Annotated in this window: 16 protein-coding genes; 10 read left to right on the top strand and 6 right to left on the bottom strand. The window is 63.3% G+C overall.

The features are described from left to right. Positions 1-107 precede the first annotated feature (107 nt). Complete coding sequence (locus AC0L15_RS29045; RefSeq protein WP_287247867.1) at positions 108-854, bottom strand: cytochrome c biogenesis CcdA family protein; 747 nt, start codon at positions 852-854, stop codon at positions 108-110. Between the two features lie 417 nt (positions 855-1,271). Between AC0L15_RS29045 and topA the strand changes: the two genes are divergently transcribed. The 7 genes from topA to rpmG all read left to right on the top strand — a co-directional run bounded on the left by topA (position 1,272) and on the right by rpmG (position 9,671). After that, complete coding sequence (gene topA / locus AC0L15_RS29040) at positions 1,272-3,926, top strand: type I DNA topoisomerase (protein WP_287247868.1); 2,655 nt, start codon at positions 1,272-1,274, stop codon at positions 3,924-3,926. A 6-nt stretch (positions 3,927-3,932) separates the two neighbouring features. Further along, entirely contained in the window at positions 3,933-6,242 is a 2,310-nt protein-coding gene (gene rnr, locus AC0L15_RS29035) for a ribonuclease R (RefSeq protein WP_473497911.1), read from the top strand. Further along, complete coding sequence (locus tag AC0L15_RS29030) at positions 6,242-6,694, top strand: DUF983 domain-containing protein (protein ID WP_287247870.1); 453 nt, start codon at positions 6,242-6,244, stop codon at positions 6,692-6,694. The genes rnr and AC0L15_RS29030 overlap by 1 nt, the downstream gene beginning before the upstream one ends. Before the next feature lie 73 nt (positions 6,695-6,767). Further along, a complete protein-coding gene (locus AC0L15_RS29025) occupies positions 6,768-7,502 on the top strand; it encodes an NUDIX hydrolase (protein WP_287247871.1) in 735 nt (244 codons plus the stop codon). Between the two features lie 21 nt (positions 7,503-7,523). After that, the gene (locus tag AC0L15_RS29020; RefSeq protein WP_077383957.1) at positions 7,524-8,699 is read left to right on the top strand and encodes an MFS transporter; all 1,176 of its coding nucleotides are present in this window, start codon (positions 7,524-7,526) and stop codon (positions 8,697-8,699) included. A 105-nt stretch (positions 8,700-8,804) separates the two neighbouring features. Next, positions 8,805-9,260, top strand: coding sequence for a YqfO family protein (locus AC0L15_RS29015; protein WP_287247874.1), 456 nt, complete (start codon positions 8,805-8,807; stop codon positions 9,258-9,260). 243 nt (positions 9,261-9,503) lie between these two features. Beyond that, positions 9,504-9,671 carry a 50S ribosomal protein L33 gene (rpmG, locus tag AC0L15_RS29010; RefSeq protein WP_006201775.1) on the top strand — a complete coding sequence of 56 codons (168 nt, stop codon included), beginning with the start codon at positions 9,504-9,506 and terminating at the stop codon, positions 9,669-9,671. 388 nt (positions 9,672-10,059) lie between these two features. Here the strand turns inward: rpmG and AC0L15_RS29005 are convergent, their stop codons facing one another. Together AC0L15_RS29005 and AC0L15_RS29000 are read right to left on the bottom strand one after the other, a co-directional pair. Next, on the bottom strand, positions 10,060-11,433 hold the full coding sequence (locus AC0L15_RS29005; RefSeq protein ID WP_287247877.1) for a PleD family two-component system response regulator: 1,374 nt from the start codon (positions 11,431-11,433) through the stop codon (positions 10,060-10,062). A gap of 33 nt (positions 11,434-11,466) precedes the next feature. Then, complete coding sequence (locus tag AC0L15_RS29000) at positions 11,467-11,823, bottom strand: response regulator (protein ID WP_287247952.1); 357 nt, start codon at positions 11,821-11,823, stop codon at positions 11,467-11,469. Between the two features lie 249 nt (positions 11,824-12,072). Here AC0L15_RS29000 and AC0L15_RS28995 point away from each other — a divergent pair, with 249 nt between their 5' ends. Beyond that, complete coding sequence (locus AC0L15_RS28995) at positions 12,073-12,372, top strand: DUF3572 domain-containing protein (protein WP_287247879.1); 300 nt, start codon at positions 12,073-12,075, stop codon at positions 12,370-12,372. Between the two features lie 24 nt (positions 12,373-12,396). Here AC0L15_RS28995 and AC0L15_RS28990 read toward each other — a convergent pair whose 3' ends face one another. Next, positions 12,397-13,890 carry a hypothetical protein gene (locus AC0L15_RS28990; RefSeq protein ID WP_287247880.1) on the bottom strand — a complete coding sequence of 498 codons (1,494 nt, stop codon included), beginning with the start codon at positions 13,888-13,890 and terminating at the stop codon, positions 12,397-12,399. 150 nt (positions 13,891-14,040) lie between these two features. Then, entirely contained in the window at positions 14,041-15,480 is a 1,440-nt protein-coding gene (locus tag AC0L15_RS28985) for a S8 family serine peptidase (protein ID WP_287247881.1), read from the bottom strand. Positions 15,481-15,605: 125 nt separating this feature from the next. Between AC0L15_RS28985 and AC0L15_RS28980 the strand changes: the two genes are divergently transcribed. Both AC0L15_RS28980 and AC0L15_RS28975 read left to right on the top strand, forming a co-directional pair. Beyond that, positions 15,606-16,148: an RNA polymerase sigma factor gene (locus AC0L15_RS28980; protein ID WP_287247882.1), complete on the top strand. Its 543-nt coding sequence runs from the start codon at positions 15,606-15,608 to the stop codon at positions 16,146-16,148. Beyond that, entirely contained in the window at positions 16,145-16,936 is a 792-nt protein-coding gene (locus AC0L15_RS28975; RefSeq protein ID WP_287247884.1) for an anti-sigma factor family protein, read from the top strand. Before AC0L15_RS28980 ends, AC0L15_RS28975 begins: the two co-directional genes overlap by 4 nt. A 35-nt stretch (positions 16,937-16,971) precedes the next feature. On the opposite strand, the gene AC0L15_RS28970 is transcribed toward AC0L15_RS28975, so the two are convergent. Beyond that, positions 16,972-17,397 carry a hypothetical protein gene (locus AC0L15_RS28970; protein WP_287247886.1) on the bottom strand — a complete coding sequence of 142 codons (426 nt, stop codon included), beginning with the start codon at positions 17,395-17,397 and terminating at the stop codon, positions 16,972-16,974. Positions 17,398-17,887 lie beyond the last annotated feature (490 nt).

Here is a 17,887-nt window from a genome sequence, read left to right as displayed (position 1 = left end):
ATGCCGGCGCTGCCCGGCAGGGCGATGAGGGGCAGCGCAGATCTGAGCGATTGTCGCGCTGACAATGCCAGTTACGATACCTGTGAGCCGCACGACTTGATCCAATTTCAACCCAACTGCCCCAGCACCGGAAAATTCTCCAGCAGCCAGTAGGACGCGGCCTGCACGCCGCCGGTCAGGAAAAACACGCCGGCGACGACCAGCAGCGCGCCCATCGCCTTCTCGACACGGCCGAGATGGACGCGGAATTTTGCCAGAAAGCGCATGAAGGCGCCGGAAAACAGCGCCGCGATCAGGAACGGTATGCCGAGGCCGAGCGAATAGGCGGCAAGCAGAGCCGCGCCCTCGCCCACCGTCTCGCGGCCGCCGGCCAGCGTCAGGATCGGCCCCAGCACCGGTCCGATGCAGGGTGTCCAGCCGAAGGCGAAGGCCAGTCCCATGACGTATGCGGCAACGATACTGGCCGGCTTGCCCTGCGACTGGAAGCGCGCCTCACGCGACAGCAGCGGGATGCGCAATATGCCGAGAAAATTCAGCCCCATCAGGATGATGAGCACGCCGGCCGCCATCGCCAGCGGCTCCTGCCAGACGCGCAGCAGCCCGCCAATGGTCGAGGCGCCGGCGCCCAGCGCCACGAAGACGGTCGAGAAGCCGAGAACGAAGGCGACGGAGGCATAGAGCAGCGCGCCGCGTGCGTCGGCCTTGGCGGTGACGCCGGCATTGCCGCGGAAATCGTCGACGGACACGCCGGCCATATAGCAGAGATAGGGCGGCACCAGCGGCAGCACGCAAGGCGACAGGAACGAGATCGCCCCCGCCCCGACCGCGCTGACATAGCCGATGTCCAATGCCATTCCCGAACTCCTGACGCTTTGCGCTGCCATATAGCGGCGACCGCGCCGATCCGCCAATCACCATCGCGTGGCAAGTCGCAGGCGGCCGCTTGCCACGCCTGTCTCGCCCGTCAACGTCGCATCATGCCGGCCGTCTCTTCAAACCAGGGCTGGCGCGTGATCGATGTTTCTCTTATATCGGCGGAAGTATTTGTCCCGTTCTCCCGGATTCATTGCCGGTTTGTCCAACGATCAGGGCAGCCGCTCTCCCTATCCAGGATTGCGGATATCACATGACACGCCCCTCAATGCAGGACTGCATTTTGGGCGCTTGCCCTTGACCGGATGCAAAAGCACGGCCATGTGAACGACAATTATACGAGATTTCGTCGCGCGCAGCGGAATTCTTCTGCCGCACCACAGCTGATATGAGACCTCATGGACGTCGTCGTCGTCGAATCGCCGGCCAAAGCGAAGACAATCAACAAGTACCTCGGAAAGAACTACAAGGTCCTGGCCTCGTTCGGCCACGTCCGCGATCTGCCGGCCAAGGATGGCTCGGTGCGTCCGGACGAGGATTTTGCCATGTCCTGGGCTGTCGACACCGCCTCGAGCAAACGTCTTGCCGACATCGCCAAGGCGGTCAAGGACGCCGACGGCCTGATCCTCGCCACCGATCCGGACCGGGAGGGCGAAGCCATTTCCTGGCATGTCCTGGAAGTGCTGAAGCAGAAGCGCGCGCTGAAGGACAAGCCGGTCAGCCGCGTCGTCTTCAACGCCATCACCAAATCGTCGGTGCTGGAAGCGATGGCCAATCCGCGCCAGATCGATGCGCCGCTGGTCGACGCCTATCTCGCCCGCCGCGCGCTCGACTATCTCGTCGGATTCACGCTGTCGCCCGTGCTGTGGCGCAAGCTGCCCGGCGCCCGCTCCGCCGGCCGCGTCCAGTCGGTGGCACTGCGCCTCGTCTGCGACCGCGAATTGGAAATCGAGCGCTTCATCCGCGAGGAATACTGGCAAATCGCCGCCATTCTCGGCACGCCGCGCAAGGATAATTTCGAGGCGCGGCTGACTGCCTTCGATCGCAAGAAACTGCAAAAGCTCGACATTTCGAACAAGGCGCAGGCCGACGACATCAAGGCGATGCTGGATGGCGCGACCTTCAAGGCGCTGTCGGTCGAAGCCAAGCCGACCAGGCGCAATCCAGGCCCGCCCTTCACCACCTCGACGCTGCAGCAGGCCGCCTCCTCGCGCCTCGGTTTTTCGGCAAGCCGCACCATGCAGGTGGCGCAGCGGCTCTATGAAGGCATGGACATCGGCGGCGAGACCACCGGCCTGATCACCTATATGCGAACCGACGGCGTGCAGATGGCGCCCGAGGCGATATCAGCCGCGCGCGATGCGATCGCAAAAGAGTTCGGCCCAAAATACCTGCCCGAAAAGCCGCGCAACTACACCACCAAGGCCAAGAACGCCCAGGAAGCGCACGAAGCCATCCGCCCGACCGACTTCATGCGCACGCCGGCTTCGGTCAGGCAATATCTCGATGCCGACCAGGCGCGGCTTTACGAGATTGTCTGGAAACGCGCCATCGCCAGCCAGATGCAGCCAGCCGAGATCGAGCGCACCACGGTCGAGATCGGGGCGGTCAATGGCGCCCGCAGCGCGGAGCTTCGCGCCGTCGGTTCGGTCGTTCGCTTCGATGGCTTCATTGCCGCCTATACCGACCAGAAGGACGAGGATGCGGAAGACGAGGAAGACCGCCGTCTGCCCGAGATCCGTGCCGGCGAACAGCTCGAGCGCGAGGCCATCAACGCCACCCAGCACACCACCGAACCGCCGCCGCGCTATTCGGAAGCCTCGCTGATCAAGAAGCTGGAAGAGCTCGGCATCGGCCGGCCGTCGACCTACACGGCGATCCTGAAGACGCTGGAGGACCGCGACTACGTCAGCATGGACAAGCGCAAGCTGTTGCCGCAGGCCAAGGGCCGACTGTTGTCGGCCTTCCTCGAGAGCTTTTTCGAGCGCTATGTCGAATATGACTTCACCGCCTCGCTCGAGGAAAAACTCGACGAGATTTCCGACGGCAAGCTCGCCTGGAAGGATGTGCTGCGCGATTTCTGGAAGGATTTTTCAGGCGCCGTCGCCGACATCAAGGAATTGCGCGTCACCGACGTGCTCGACGCCCTCAACGAGGAACTGGCGCCGCTGGTGTTTCCGGCGCGAGAAGACGGTTCGAACCCGCGGATCTGCCCGAAATGCGGGACCGGCAACCTGTCGCTGAAGCTCGGCAAATTCGGCGCCTTTGTAGGCTGCTCGAACTATCCCGAATGCTCCTTCACCCGCCAGCTCGGCGACGCCGCCAACCCCAATGCCGAAAACGGCAATGGCGAGGATGGCACCAAGGTGCTGGGCAAGGACCCCTACACGGCGGAGGAAATCACGCTGCGCAGTGGTCGTTTCGGGCCCTATGTCCAGCGCGGCGACGGCAAGGAAGCCAAGCGCTCCAGCCTGCCCAAGGGCTGGACCGTCGATTCGATCGACCACGAAAAAGCCCTCGCCCTGCTGTCGCTGCCGCGCGACGTCGGCAAGCATCCGGAATCCGGCAAGATGATCTCGGCCGGGCTGGGGCGCTACGGTCCGTTCGTGCTGCATGACGGCACCTACGCCAATCTCGACAACATCGAGGACGTGTTCTCGATCGGTCTCAATCGCGCCGTGTCGGTGATCGCCGAGAAGCAGTTGAAAGGCCCCGGCGGTCGCAATGGCGGCACGCCCGCCGCCTTGAAGGAACTTGGCGAGCATCCGGCGGGCGGCGGCAAGATCGTCGTGCGTGACGGCAAATACGGGCCTTATGTTAATTTCGGCAAGGTCAATGCGACGCTGCCGAAGGGCAAGGACCCGCAGTCGGTGACGATCGAAGACGCGGTGGCGCTGATTGCCGAGAAGGAAGCCAAGGGCGGCAATGGCGGCAGAAAGCCCTTCCGCAAAGCGGCCGCACCTGCCAAAAAGCCTGCGGCCAAAAAACCAGCGGCCCAAAAAATGGCGGCCCAAAAAATGGCGGCCAAGAAAGTGGCCAACAAAAAGGGATAGTGTATCGTGGCGCGCAGGGTATCCGGAAGAAGTCATGGCGATCTGCGCACCGCCGACACCCGGGCCAAGGTTAAGGATGATTACCGGCCGTCGCGCGACGAAATCCTACGCTATATCGCCGAAAATCCGGATCGCTCAGGCAAACGCGACATCGCCAAGGCGTTCGCACTGCGCGGCGAGGACCGTATCTGGCTGAAGGACGTTTTGCGCGACTTGCAGGATGAAGGCCTGCTGACCAAGGAGCGCAAGCGGCTCGCCCGCGTCGGCTCCCTCGCCCATGTCGCCGTGCTCGACATCTTTGGCCGCGATGCCGACGGCGTGCTTTTGGCTCACCCAACCGAAGCGGTGGGCAACGGCGAGCCTCCTGTCATAGCGATACGCGTGTCGCGCGGCGGCGGCGGCGGCCCGACACCGGGCATTGGCGACCGCGTGCTGGCCAAGACCTTTCCAACCGATGATGCGACCGGCCCTGCCTATACCGGGCGGGTGATGAAGATCTTCGAGAAGCGCACCGATGCTGTTCTCGGCGTTTTTCGCGTGCTGCAGGACGGTACCTTCCGCATCGAGCCTGTTGAAAGGCGCCAGCCGGAGCTGGTCGTCGACAAGGAATTCCAGAACGGCGCCAAGAACGGCGATCTGGTCGAGGTCGAGCCGGCGCGGGCCTCCCGCTACGGGCTGCCCAGGGCCAAGGTGCTGGCGGTGCTGGGTTCGCTGACCAGCGAAAAGGCGGTCTCGATGATCGCCATCCACGCGCACGACATTCCGCATATTTTCCCGGCAGACGTCATCGCCGAGGCGGAGGCGGTCAAACCGGCGACGCTGGCCGGCCGCGAAGACTGGCGCGACCTGCCGCTGGTCACCATCGATCCGGCCGACGCCAAGGACCATGACGACGCCGTGTTCGCGACAGCAGATCCGGACGAGAAGAACCCCGGCGGCGTGGTCGTTACCGTGGCGATTGCCGATGTCGCCGCTTACGTGCGCTATGGCACCGCGCTCGACCGCGAGGCGCTGAAGCGCGGCAATTCGGTCTATTTCCCGGATCGCGTCGTGCCGATGCTGCCGGAGCGCATCTCCAACGACCTTTGTTCGCTGCGCGAAGGCCAGGACCGCCCGGCGCTGGCGGTCCGCATGACCTTTTCGGCCGATGGCCGCAAGCTCAGGCATTCGTTCCACCGCATCATGATGAAATCGGCGGCAAAACTCGCCTATCGCCAGGCGCAGGCCGCGATCGACGGCGCGCCGGACGACAAGACCGGCCCGATCCTCGACACGGTGATGAAGCCGCTGTGGGATGCCTATGCCGTGGTGAAGCGCGGTCGTGAGACGCGCCAGCCGCTCGAACTCGAACTGCCGGAGCGGAAAATCCTGCTCAAGGAGGACGGCACCGTCGACCGCGTCGTCGTGCCGGAGCGGCTCGACGCGCACAAGCTGATCGAAGAATTCATGATCCAGGCCAATGTCGCGGCGGCCGAGACGCTGGAGGCGAAACGACAGGCGCTGGTCTACCGCATCCATGACGCACCTTCGCTCGCCAAGCAGGAATCGCTGCGTGAATTCCTGCAGACGCTCGGCCTGTCGCTGGCGCGCGGCGCGCAGATGCGGCCAAACCAGTTCAACGGTATTCTGGATCGCGTCCGCGGCGCCGACCATGAGGGCCTGGTCAACGAGGTGGTGCTGCGCACGCAGATGCAAGCCGAATATTCGCCAAGCAATATAGGTCATTTCGGCCTCAACCTGAAACGCTATGCGCACTTCACCTCGCCGATCCGCAGATATGCCGACCTGATCGTGCATCGCGGGCTGATTGCCGCGCTCGTCTTCGGTGCAGGCGGACTGACGCAGGATGAAGCGGAGCGGCTGGAAGAAGTTTCTGCGCTGATCTCAGCCACCGAGCGCCGCGCCATGGCCGCCGAGCGCGACACGGTCGACCGGCTGATCGCCGCCTATCTGGCAGAGCGTGTCGACGATCGCTTCGACGCACGCATTTCGGGCGTCACCAAATCGGGACTATTTGTCCAATTGCCGCAGTATGGCGCAGATGGTTTCATTTCGGTGTCAAGTCTGGGCGGCGATTACTATATATACGACGAAACTGCCCGATCGCTTTTCGGAGAACGCACCGGCAAGGGCTATCAGCTTGCCGACCGCGTCGAGGTTCGCCTGATCGAGGTGGCGCCTATGGCCGGCGCGATGCGTTTCGAGATGCTGACCGACCCAAAGCCGCTGCCCGGCTCCAAACGGTCGTTTCACAAGGCCAAGGGCCGCGCCCGTGCGTCGCAATCGCGTCCAGGCTCGCGCGGCAGGAGACGGTAATGCCAAGCGATCTGAAAAAGAACGAACAGGTTTTCGGCGGCCAACAGCACTCGGGCCGGATCGCCCGCCCGCTATGGACGGCGATGAAGCGTGGCGCGCTTGGCCGTTGCCCACATTGCGGCGAGGGAAAGCTGTTTCGCGCCTTCGTCAAGACCGTCGATACATGCGCTCATTGCGGCGAGGCGCTTCATCACCACCGCGCCGACGACCTGCCGGCCTACCTGGTGGTGGCCATCGTCGGCCACATCGTGCTCGGCGCCTTCATGGGTGTCGAAGCGGCCTCCACTCTGTCCACATGGCAGCACATCGCCATCTGGGTGCCGCTGACCATCCTCATGGCGATCGTCTTGCTGCAGCCGGTCAAGGGCGCCGTCATCGGCCTGCAATGGGCGTTCTATATGCACGGCTTCGGCGGGGAAGAAGATCTGATCGAGTCGCATCCCGAGGCTTGAAACCGAGGCTGGCGCAAATCGGCATGGCTGGACGCCACTTTCGCATCGAAGAAGATTCCGCTAGGTCGTGCGCATGGACGTTATGACCAAGGCGGAAGTCGACAAGGTTGAGCCGATCGCGCTCGACGCCAGGCCTTTACGCCCGCGCGACGCCGCGACGCTGATCCTGCTCGACCGCAGGGGCGCCGAGTTCCTGGTGCTGATGGGCAGGCGCCACGCCCGTCACGCCTTCATGCCGGGGAAATTCGTCTTTCCCGGTGGCCGTACCGATCCGGCCGACAGCCGAATTCCCGTTGCCACAGCGCTGCACCCTGAGGAGCAGGCGAGGCTGACTGCCGGCGTCGGCCGCACCAGCCCGGCCCGCGCCCGCGCCATCGCCCTGTCGGCGATTCGCGAGACCTATGAAGAAGCCGGCCTGCTGATCGGCCAGAAGGGCGCCTTCGCCACGACCAGGCGCGATTGGCAGGGTTTTGCCGAGCACGGCGTAAGGCCGTCGCTGGAAGCGCTGCGCTTCATCGCGCGCGCCATCACCCCGCCGAACCGGGTGCGGCGCTTCGACACGCGCTTCTTCAGCGCCTGGCGCGAAGACGTTGCGGTGGAGCTGCCGGACGGCGGTCCGACCAACGAGCTGGAGGAACTGGTCTGGCTGCCGCTCGCCAAGGCCAGAGAAGCTGATGTGCCCGACATCACCAGGGCCATCCTGGGGGAGCTGGAAAAGCGGCTCGTCGACGATCCGCTGCTGCGACCCGGTGGTTCCGTGCCATTCTACCGGCTTGTCGGCAATCGCTTCGTTCGCGAAATTCTTTAAAGCATAGAGCATTCACATCCCATGACAGTCGATACCCAGCAAGAGGTCGAAGAACGCGTCCATTGGCTGCCGATGATCGCGGCGATCTCGTCGATCAGCGTCGTCGGCATCGCCATCGGCCTCGGCATGCCGCTGCTCAGCGTCATTCTCGAAACGCGTGGCCATTCGGCGTCGATGATCGGCTTCAACACCGCTGTCGCCGGCCTGGCCTCGATCGCCGGCGCACCGCTCGCCACCCCGCTGGCGATGCGGTTCGGCGTCGCCAGGACGATGCTCGCCATGATCGCCACCGGAGTGCTGGCCTTTGTCGGCTTCCATTTCGCACCGGACTTCTGGATGTGGTTTCCGCTGCGCGTCCTGCTGCACATCGCGCTGACGGTGCTTTTCATCCTGTCGGAATTCTGGATCAGCACGTCGGCGCCGCCGCACCGGCGCGGTCTCGTCCTCGGCATCTACGCCACCGTGCTGTCGCTCGGCTTTGCCGCCGGGCCGTGGCTGTTCGCCCAACTCGGCAGCGCCGGCTTCCTGCCCTTCGGCGTCATCATGGCGCTGGTGACGCTGGCCGCCATTCCAGTCCTGGCGGCCCGCAACGAGAGCCCGACGATCGTCTCCAACGGCGAAACCAGCAACTTCCTGCGCTACATCTGGCTGGTACCGACGGCGACCGCTGCGGTGCTGGTGTTCGGCGCGGTCGAGACCGGTGGCTTTGCGCTGTTTCCCGTCTATGGCAACCGTATCGGCTACTCCGAGGCCGATGCCGCCCTGCTGCTCACCATGATCGGCCTCGGCAACGTGCTGTTGCAGATCCCGCTCGGCATGATCAGCGACCGTGTCAGCGACCGCCGCTATCTGCTTCTGGCCTGTGCAACCATCGGGCTTGCCGGCACCATCTTCATGCCGCACTTCGCGCAGAACTGGCATCTGATGGCGGCGCTTCTGTTCGTCTGGGGCGGCGTCGTCGCGGCCATGTACACGATCGGCCTGGCCCATCTCGGCTCGCAGCTTTCCGGCCACGACCTGGCCTCGGCCAACGCTGCCTTCGTGCTCTGCTACGGTGTCGGCATGGTGCTCGGCCCGCAGGCGATCGGCATCGGCATGGACCTTTTCGGCCCCTCCGGTTTCGGCTGGGCGCTCGGCATGTTCTTCGCCTTCTATATCGCGCTGGTCGGCGCCAGGCTCATCCGAAAAATCCTGTAAAAAGACCCGATCGATGCCTCAGGTGGCGCAAGGCTGCTGACATAACCGTGTCAGCAGCACCTGGGTAGATTGTCAGCAACACGCCACGAATTTGAGGATGCCGCCATGATCGACTCCGGGTTTGAAACGAAATCGCTGCGGATGGAATTGCTGCTGCTTGTGACCTTCCAGGCGCCGGCTTGCGATGTCGACCGTATCATGGAAGCGGTGGTCGCGATCGCCCCGCTCAGCACGGGCAAATACGACAGCAATGCCTACCAGTCGGCGCACGGCATCGAGCGCTACCGGGCGCTCGAAGGTGCTGCTGCCGGCGCCGAGACCGAATTGCGCCGACGGCATGGCGCGGTGGAAGTGTCGTTCGAGCTGCCCGACGACCAGGCGTTGGCCGCCCGCATCGTCGAGGCGATCTTCCAGGTCCACAGCTATCAGGAGCCGGTGATCCGCATCCAGCCGATCCTCGCCAGCCGCTCAAAGGGATTGGACGACCGCTCCAACCCGAACCGCTGGTGGAACACCACGGGAGACTGGAACAAGGCCGCCCCAGTTAAAGAAGATGCGTAGAATCGCAAGCGGCCGAATGTCGGGTGCTCCAGCTTGGCACTGGCGGCACTCTGTCCAACACCCCTCTTCCGTCTCGGCGTTGCGCGCCGATCCACCTTCTCCCCCAAGGGGAGAAGGAAGAGGTCGCCTCACAGGGTTGACTTTCCGGGCGCGTTGTTTATGTGTCGCGCCAAGTTTCCCGCGTCCGGGTGGTTTTCCCGTGCTCCAGCGGCCAAGACTCCACGAACATAATGGACTGATACAATGGCCAAAGCCGCAAACATCAAGATCAAGCTTCTGTCGACCGCCGACACCGGTTTCTTTTACGTGACCAGCAAGAACAGCCGCACCAAGACCGACAAGCTGTCGTTCCGCAAATACGATCCGGTCGCCAAGAAGCACGTCGAGTTCAAGGAAACCAAGATCAAGTAATCTGCTTTCCTGCTTGAGACAAAAACGCCGCCCCGTGGGCGGCGTTTTTGTTTTCAAACCTCGAAAAGTCCAGAATTTCCAATGCTTGGCGCAGAGACTTGATGTCATTTTGAGAATGGGGGCCGGCCGGCGTCTGGCAGCGGTACGAGGAGGCCACTATGTGCCAGCGCCGGCCGGCCGACCCCACGGACCCAGGAGATGCGGCGGACCTGAATCATGGGGTATTCTTCGGATCGATCCGGCGATCTAGCCTGGCGCCGGTCCCGCCATCGGCCTGCACATTTGCGCAACAGCTTGTGAAAATCAACAATTTCTTAACCAAGCCCGGCGAATCGCTTGCGTTAAGGTAAATTCCTAACCCTGTCACATTGACAGAATAATCGGACTTTTACGCCGCCTTGGCGACGACCCGGTTGCGGCCGGCGCTCTTGGCTTCGTAGAGCGCGAGGTCGGCCCGCTTCATCAGCCCGGCAACCGAGTCGACACCCTTCAGCACCGACGACACGCCGACGCTGACGGTAACCTCGATCGTCTTGCCGTCCTGACCGACGGCAAACGGCATCTGGGCGATTTCGGCGCGAATCCGCTCCGCCACCTTTTCGGCGACGGCGCCGTCCGTGTCCGGCATCACCACGACGAACTCCTCGCCACCGAAGCGGCAGGCGAGATCGATGCCGCGCACATTCTTGCGCAGCCGCCGCGCGAATTCGCGCAGCACCTCGTCGCCGCCGTCATGGCCATGTGTGTCGTTGACGGCCTTGAAGCGGTCGAGATCGGTGATCATCACCGACAGCGGCCGCCGCCGCGCCACGGCGCGGTCGAACAATGTCTGCAGATGGCTGTCGAGGTAACGGCGATTGTGCAATCCCGTCAGCGGGTCGGTCACCGCCATCTCGATGGTCTGGGTGACGCTGGCGCGCAACTGGTCGTTGTAGCGCTTGCGGCGCACCTGCGTGCGCAGCCGCGCGGTCAATTCATGCTGGTCGATCGGACGCATCAGATAATCGTTGATGCCAAGCTCAAGGCCGCGGACGATGCGTCCCTCCTCACCCTGCTCCGCCAGAAGGATGATCGGCACGAAACGGGTACGATCGAGCGAACGCAGTTGCGAGCAGAGCCTGAGCGGATCGAAATCGGCAAAACCCGTCGAGATCATCACGCATTCATAGGGCGTCTCGGCGGCCTGGAAGAAGCCGGCATGCGGATCGGTGGCGATGTCGAGGTCGGCGCTGCTGCGCAGCATCTTCTGGACGCGCTCAATGGAGGATTTGCGCTCGTCGATCAGCAGAACCTTCGGCGTGGTGTCCGCGGACGCGAAGTTGCGGCTCAACAGCTCCTCGATGCCGATATTGCGCGTGGTCGAGGCGCGCAGGCGCAGCTCATCGGTCAAAGTCTTCAGCCGGACCAGGCTTTTGACGCGGGTCATCAATTGCAGATCGTTGACCGGCTTGGTCAGAAAATCGTCCGCACCGGCCTCGAGGCCGCGCACCCGGTCCGAAACCTGGTCGAGCGCGGTGATCATGACAACCGGGATGTGCGACGTTGCCGGATCGCTCTTCAGCCGGCGGCAGACTTCGAACCCGTCCATGTCAGGCATCATCACGTCGAGCAATACGACATCGACCTTGCCGTTTTCACAGGTCTCGATCGCGTCCGGCCCGTTGGTGGCGGTCAGCACCTCGAAATATTCGGCAAGCAGCCGGACCTCGAGCAGCCTGACATTGGCAGGGATGTCGTCGACGACGAGGATCCGTGCAGTCATCTCATAAAGCTCCGGCTCGGCTGGAAGGGCGCATCAGGCGTCGCCCAGATAGGATTTGATGGTTTCGATGAAACGCGGCACCGAGATCGGCTTGGAAATATAGGCTTCGCAGCCACCCTGGCGGATACGCTCCTCATCGCCTTTCATCGCGAATGCGGTGACGGCAATGACCGGGATGACATGGAGGTCGTCGTCCTCCTTCAGCCATTTGGTCACTTCCAGCCCCGACACCTCGGGCAGCTGGATGTCCATCAAAATGAGGTCCGGCTTGTGCAGTCGCGCCAGATCCAGCGCTTCCAGACCGTTGCGCGTGCGTACCGTCTCGTAACCGCTCGCTTCAATGAGGTCGCGAAAGAGCTTCATGTTGAGCTCGTTGTCCTCGACGATCATGACCTTCTTAGGCATCAAATTCCCGTCCCGGCCTGCCTTCCGCCCGAAGGATGCCGCCATGCGCCCTCGCCGGTACGCACCAAACCCTGCTCAACTCTACCGCGAGATAATTGACGAAACGGAAACCGGCTGCCGGAAAAGCTTCGGATTTCACCGCGAACTCCGCATTGCAGAGACAGATGGCTTGCCGCAGGCGACGCTTGCGATTACTGCCAAAAACAGACTCATTCAACCCACAAGAAGGTAGTGATGGCAAACCCAGGGTCAATGCGCGAGGAAGCGGAAACCATTGCCGTGAAGGCATTGGGCTTCGTCGCCGCCGATCCGGAACTTCTGCCCCGCTTCCTGGCGATCACCGGCATCGAGGCGCATTCGATCCGCCAGGCCGCCGGCGAGCCGGGATTCCTGGCCGGCGTGCTGCAGTTCATCCTCGCCCACGAGCCGACGCTCATGCGGTTCGCGGCGGAAACCGGCACGCCGCCGGCTTCCGTCGGCAGGGCGCTGCGGGCGCTGCCGCTTGGCGAAGACGATCATGAGCATTCGATATAAGCGACGACCGGATCGCGAAAACGCCTACGGCGTCGTTTCTTCTTCGCCGTCGTCGCCGTCAGCATCCGCAACCGGATCGGCCGGTTTCACCATGACACCATTGACGGTGACCGAACCGTCCGGCTTGCCGTTGACGACCCATTCGATGCGGCCGTCCGGCAGCGTCTTGCCGAATCCCTTGATCGCAAGCGCCACCGGCACATATTGCGCGGCTTCCGGCTCCGACTTCGCTGCCGCCTGCAGGCTTTCCACGATCTTGTCATAGCCTGCGACATCGATGGTCACATTGGCCTCCGGCTTCATGCCGGCGAAGGTCATCTCGCCTTCCATCGCGATTTCCATATCGCCGTTTTTCACCGTGCTGTGGCCGATGACAAATTTCGGCATCCTGGCCATGAAATCAGCGGTCAAGGTGTCGCCGAAGTCGGCCGGCAGCGGTGGATTCTTGTTCAGATCAAAGGCGTCGATCGCCTTCTTCGCCATGCTGTCGAGATCGATATTGGCGCCGCCGAAACTCAGATTGACATCGGTCGGCAGCAGCGCCGTGCTCCAGGCGGGCGCGAGATTGTCAGGGATCTTCAGTCCCGCGGCCCTGATCGAGTAGTTGATTGCTCCGTTCTGGGCGATGCCGTCGGTCCCGAAGCCTGTGTCCAGCTCAGTCGCCCCGAAAAGCCCGACCGGGCTTTCGACAGTGAGATCCGTGAACCCGTAGGTTCCGTCGATCCGCTCCCACAGCGGCAGCGCGGCGAGCAGGAGCGATTTGAGCTGCGCCTGGTTGGCCTTCAGTCTGGCCTCGTCTTCATTGGCGACGGCAAATGCCAGCAGATCGAGAAGCGGCCTGGTCCGCACGCCTTTGCCGGTCGCGTTCACCGACAGGTTTGGCGATTTGATCGTGAGCGGGAATTTCAGCCCGCTCTTGGGATCGTCAAAGTCGAGCGTCTCGGCGAAATCGGCGAGCGTCTGCGTCGCGGTGAAATCGACGCCGCCATTCGCAGCTTTGATTGCGTTCATGGTGGCCGTACCGGCGCCGGTGCTCACCTTGGCGCGCTGCACGGCGTCCCGGGAATTCATCGTCATCCCGGCAATCGACTGTGTGGCACTGGTGAAAGCAGCCAGTTCGGGATCGTAGACGCCGGAAAACTTGCCGTCTGTAATCGAGAACTCCATGCTCTGCGGGCCATCTGGCCCCTTGAACTCGAAGGACCCGCTTTGCGACACGTCCGCCGAGACGCTCCATGTCCCGTTGCTACCTGGCTTGACGAGCAATGCGTAGGGGCTGAAGTCGAACTTGAAGGAATTCTGCGCCGCCAACAGGTGGACGACAGGTTTGAAGTCGACGGCGAGTTTATAGGCGTCGCCTTCCACCGAAACCTTCAGGAAGCCGCTGTCGATCGCCTTGCTGCCGAAATAGCGGGACAGATTTTCGGAGAGCTGCTTGGCACCCTCGCCGTCGACGGTCTGGCCGAAGGCGGGCGCGCTGAGCGCGAGGACAAAGACGGCCGGCAGAACACGATTCACGCAGAATCTCCGTTGCTGTTTCTGTGGTAAAAACTCCAGCCGCAACCGTAATCGGAAACCGGCGGGGTGCAATCCCCTCGTTGGGGCTGGAAGCCGGTCTATAACCAGCCTTCGCCCTCCGCGCTATCCTTCGGCATCGACAGTGAAGCTTCAGGTCGCCTTCTTCGACGTGACGAGGCAAGCGGCGCTGGCATTGAGCAGGCCCCAGCCGAAGACGTCGTCCTTGCCCGGCGCGCCGAGATCTTCCGCCGACTTGCCGAGCGCGTCTTGAATGTCGGCTGCGGTGGCGTTGCCGTTTGCAGATTTCATCAAGGCAGCGGCTGCTGTGACGAAGGGCGCCGCGAAGGAGGTGCCGGTCTTCGGCCGTGCGCCGCTGACCGACGCGGCCGTCCACACTTGGACGCCGGGAGCGGCCAGGTCGATATGCTCGCCGCGGCCGGCGCGCCTGTAGGGGCGTTTCATGCGGTCGACCGCCGTCACCGCGATCACTTCAGCGTACGCCGCCGGATAGGCAGGCCCGGCTTTTGGGCCGCCATTGCCGGCGGCGGCGACGATCACCATGCCGCGTTCGGAGAGCCTTCGGACAACCTGCTCGAGAAGCGCATTCGCAGGACCCGACAGGCTCATATTCGTCACCCGCACGCCGCGCGCCGAAAGAAGATCGAGCGCGCGAAGCAGATCGTAGGCGTCCGAGCGGTCATCCTGGCGATCGCCCCGATGAAACGCATCGACCGCGATGAGCCTGGCGTGCGGCAGCAGGCCGGGCGTACGGCTGTCGGCGCCGCCGACAAGCAGGGCCGCGACGGCGGTGCCGTGCTGGCGGCCGGACTCGGGAACGCCGTCGTCCGACAGGCGAAGAACTTCGACCCGGCCTTTCGAGAAGGCGGCATGCGCAGGATTGATCGCGGTGTCGATAAGGCCGATCGTGACATTGCTACCGCAGCCGGCTGGCAGTCCGCTACCGGCCGGCCAGCCGATCAGGCCCGCGGCGGCGCAGTGCGGCCCGGCACATTCAGCTTCCTGCCCGGGCCGGTAGTAATGCACGAAATCTGCCGTCGACTGCGGAGCGGCATCGATGACTAGATCGCGCGCAGCCTCCAGCGGCATGTTGGGTGGAATACCCAGCCGAATCAGCTCCGATCCAAGAAGCTGAATGTCGGCACGGTCCAGTACGGTGAAGCCGGATGCCTGAAGCCGACCGATCTCAGCCGAACTCAGCCCGGTCGCCACGATCTGGTCCGGTACCCGAGACGGCAAAGGGGCGGCTGGCCGTTGCGCGCGCCTGCCGCTGCGCCTTGGCGGGCGCGGAAGAAACCGATCCGTCAGCGCGCGAAACAGGTTCGGGCCGGTCGATCGGCTGGACGTCGTTCGCGACCCACCGGGCGAAGCGCCGGACCGACCGCCGTCATCACCACCGCCATCGTCATCGCCACCGTCGTCACCGCCACCGTCGTCATCGGCCAACGCCGATCTTGGTCCGAACTCGCCGAGTGCCAGCTGGCCGCCCGGCGCCTGAGGATCGACGAGCAATGCGACGGCGACCCAGAAAAGCAGCAGGGCTTTTGGTCTCAACCAGGAGGTGGCGCGCATGGTCTCCCTCACATTTCCGGCCGTCGCCGATTTTCAACATCGCGAGGCTAGCGGAGCTGTCCGGCAATAAGCTAGCCTTGCGAGGAACGGGCGCGGGGCCGCTTTATTCCAGAACCTGGAGCAACATGTCGGAAAAAGCCGACCGCGTCCAAGATCAGCTTGTCGCTTTTCTGCCAAATCTGCGCCGGTTCGCGATTGCGCTGTGCCGGTCCCGCGACATCGCGGACGATCTTGTCCAGCGCGCCTGCGAACGGGCGCTCGCCAACGAGCAGCGTTTCGAGCCAGGGACGCGCTTCGACGCGTGGATGTTCAAGATCCTGCGAAATCTGTGGATCGACGACATCCGCAAGCGCAAGGTCGCCGGCCCGCAGGACGATATCGACGAGCGCCATGACATCGCCGGCGTATCCGGTGAGCGCGAGATGGAGGCGCGGCTGGCGCTGAACAGCGTGGCGCAAGCCATAGGCGAGCTCGCCGCCGACCAGCGCGACGTGCTGCTTCTGGTCTGTGTCGAAGAGCTTTCCTACAAGGAAGCCGCGGAGGTCCTTGACGTGCCGATCGGGACGGTGATGAGCAGGCTTGCCCGAGCGAGGAGGAATCTGGCGGAGGCGACTGGAATATCTTCGGCGCCCACCCGTTCTCCGGTCACAAAAGGGGCTGCAAAATGACCGAAGAGACTTTTTCGGACGAAATCCTGATGCGGTTCGCCGACGGTGAGCTTGATCCGGACATGGTCGCCAGGATCGAGCAGGCGATGGAAACGGACGACCGTCTGGTTGCCAGGATTGCTGTGTTCATCGAAACCAGAGCGCAGGCGCAGGCCGCGCTGAAGCAGTTGCTCGACGAGCCGGTTCCCGAAAAACTTGTCGCGGCCGTCGAGCAGATGATCGAGGCCAGGCGTGCCGGCGAGAAAGCGGCGACGGCATCGATATTGCCCTTCGGCAGCAGGCGCTTGGCAGGGCCTGCTTCGAGGTCTCGATGGATGCTGCCAATTGCCGCCTCTCTCGCGGCGGCAATTGTCGGCGGGCTCGCCGGCTATTGGGCAGCAGGCAGCAACGAACGCACGCAGGGCGGCTTGTGGGTTGCCGGCGTCATCAGGCCGGGCCTGGCCCAGGCCCTTGAAACGGTCGAGTCCGGCAAGGAAATCAAGCTCGCCGGGATCAGCGACCGGTTCCGGGCCATCGCTACGTTCCGTAACGATAAGCAGGATCTGTGCCGCGAATTCGAGGTCGACTCGCAGGACCGCTCCACGGCGATGTCGGTCGCCTGCCGTTCCGGTGACGAATGGCGCGTCAGCTTCGCCGTCGTCGCGCCCGGCGACGCCGGAGGCTATGCCCCGGCCTCGTCGACCGAAGCCCTCGACGCCTATCTTTCGGCGATTGAAGCCGGCGCTCCGATGTCAGCCGAGGAGGAAGTCAAAGCGCTGGACGAGATCCGTCAGAAGGACCGGAAGTAAAACTGCGACGACCCGGCTTGCTCTGACCCGGCTTGCTATGAAATGACGTCCAACTTTCTTTGAATGGAATAAAGCCGGCGATCGCCCGTTACTCCGCCGGACCGCAACTGCCGGTCCAGTCTGAAACAAGGAGTAACTACCATGACACGACACTGGAAGCTCAAGTCAACACTGGTCGCAGGAATGGCAGCTCTCGCAAGCACCACGGCGCAGGCGAAGGAGTCTCCCGCGGGGGCGCCGGAAACCGAGCGTCCGCCGGCCGCAATGTCCAGCCAAAGCGACGGTTCTTTCATCGTCGCTGGCAACAGCTCTTCAAATTCGAGCTCCAATTCGTCGTCCAACGGTTCGTCGAATTCCAGCTCTAATTCGTCGAGCAATTCGAATTCGAACTCGTCTTCGAACTCCAGCTCCAATTCCTCGAGCAACTCGAATTCGAACTCATCGTCGAACAGTTCCTCCAACTCGAACTCGAACGGTTCGGATCGCGGCTGGTCGCGCAACTGGCGGCGTTGACATCGGCCGGACGATAGAGCAGCGGCGCGCTTCGGCTTGTGTCCGCCGCTCTAAACTATCGAAAGACAAACGGGGGCCAGCCGGCCCCCGTTCGCATTCGCTGGCGATTGGCATAGGCCACCACGACTTCGTCAGGGCGCAGCAAGGAGCGAAGCGACGCGGCGCAGACCCTGGGATCCATTCCGTTACCTTGGAGCGCTGCTGCGGTGCAGAACCTTTGATCGCCGAGGGACAGCGCCCCCTCTGTCCTGCCGGACATCTCCCCGACAAGGAGGGAGATTGGCCTTCATCACTGATTTCGCCAATCACAAACCTTGCAAAAAGGACGCTGTCCGCGAAGCTGCCAGTCTCCCCCCAAGTGGGGGAGATGTCCGGCAGGACAGAGGGGGGCGCGAAGGATCGCTACAGAGCGCTTTTATTCTGAGTGGCGGTTCGCTT

It is taken from the genome of Mesorhizobium sp. WSM4846, from assembly GCF_055811415.1.
Note: the sequence above shows the minus strand (reverse complement) of the source record. Positions and strands in the feature narration are given on the sequence as shown.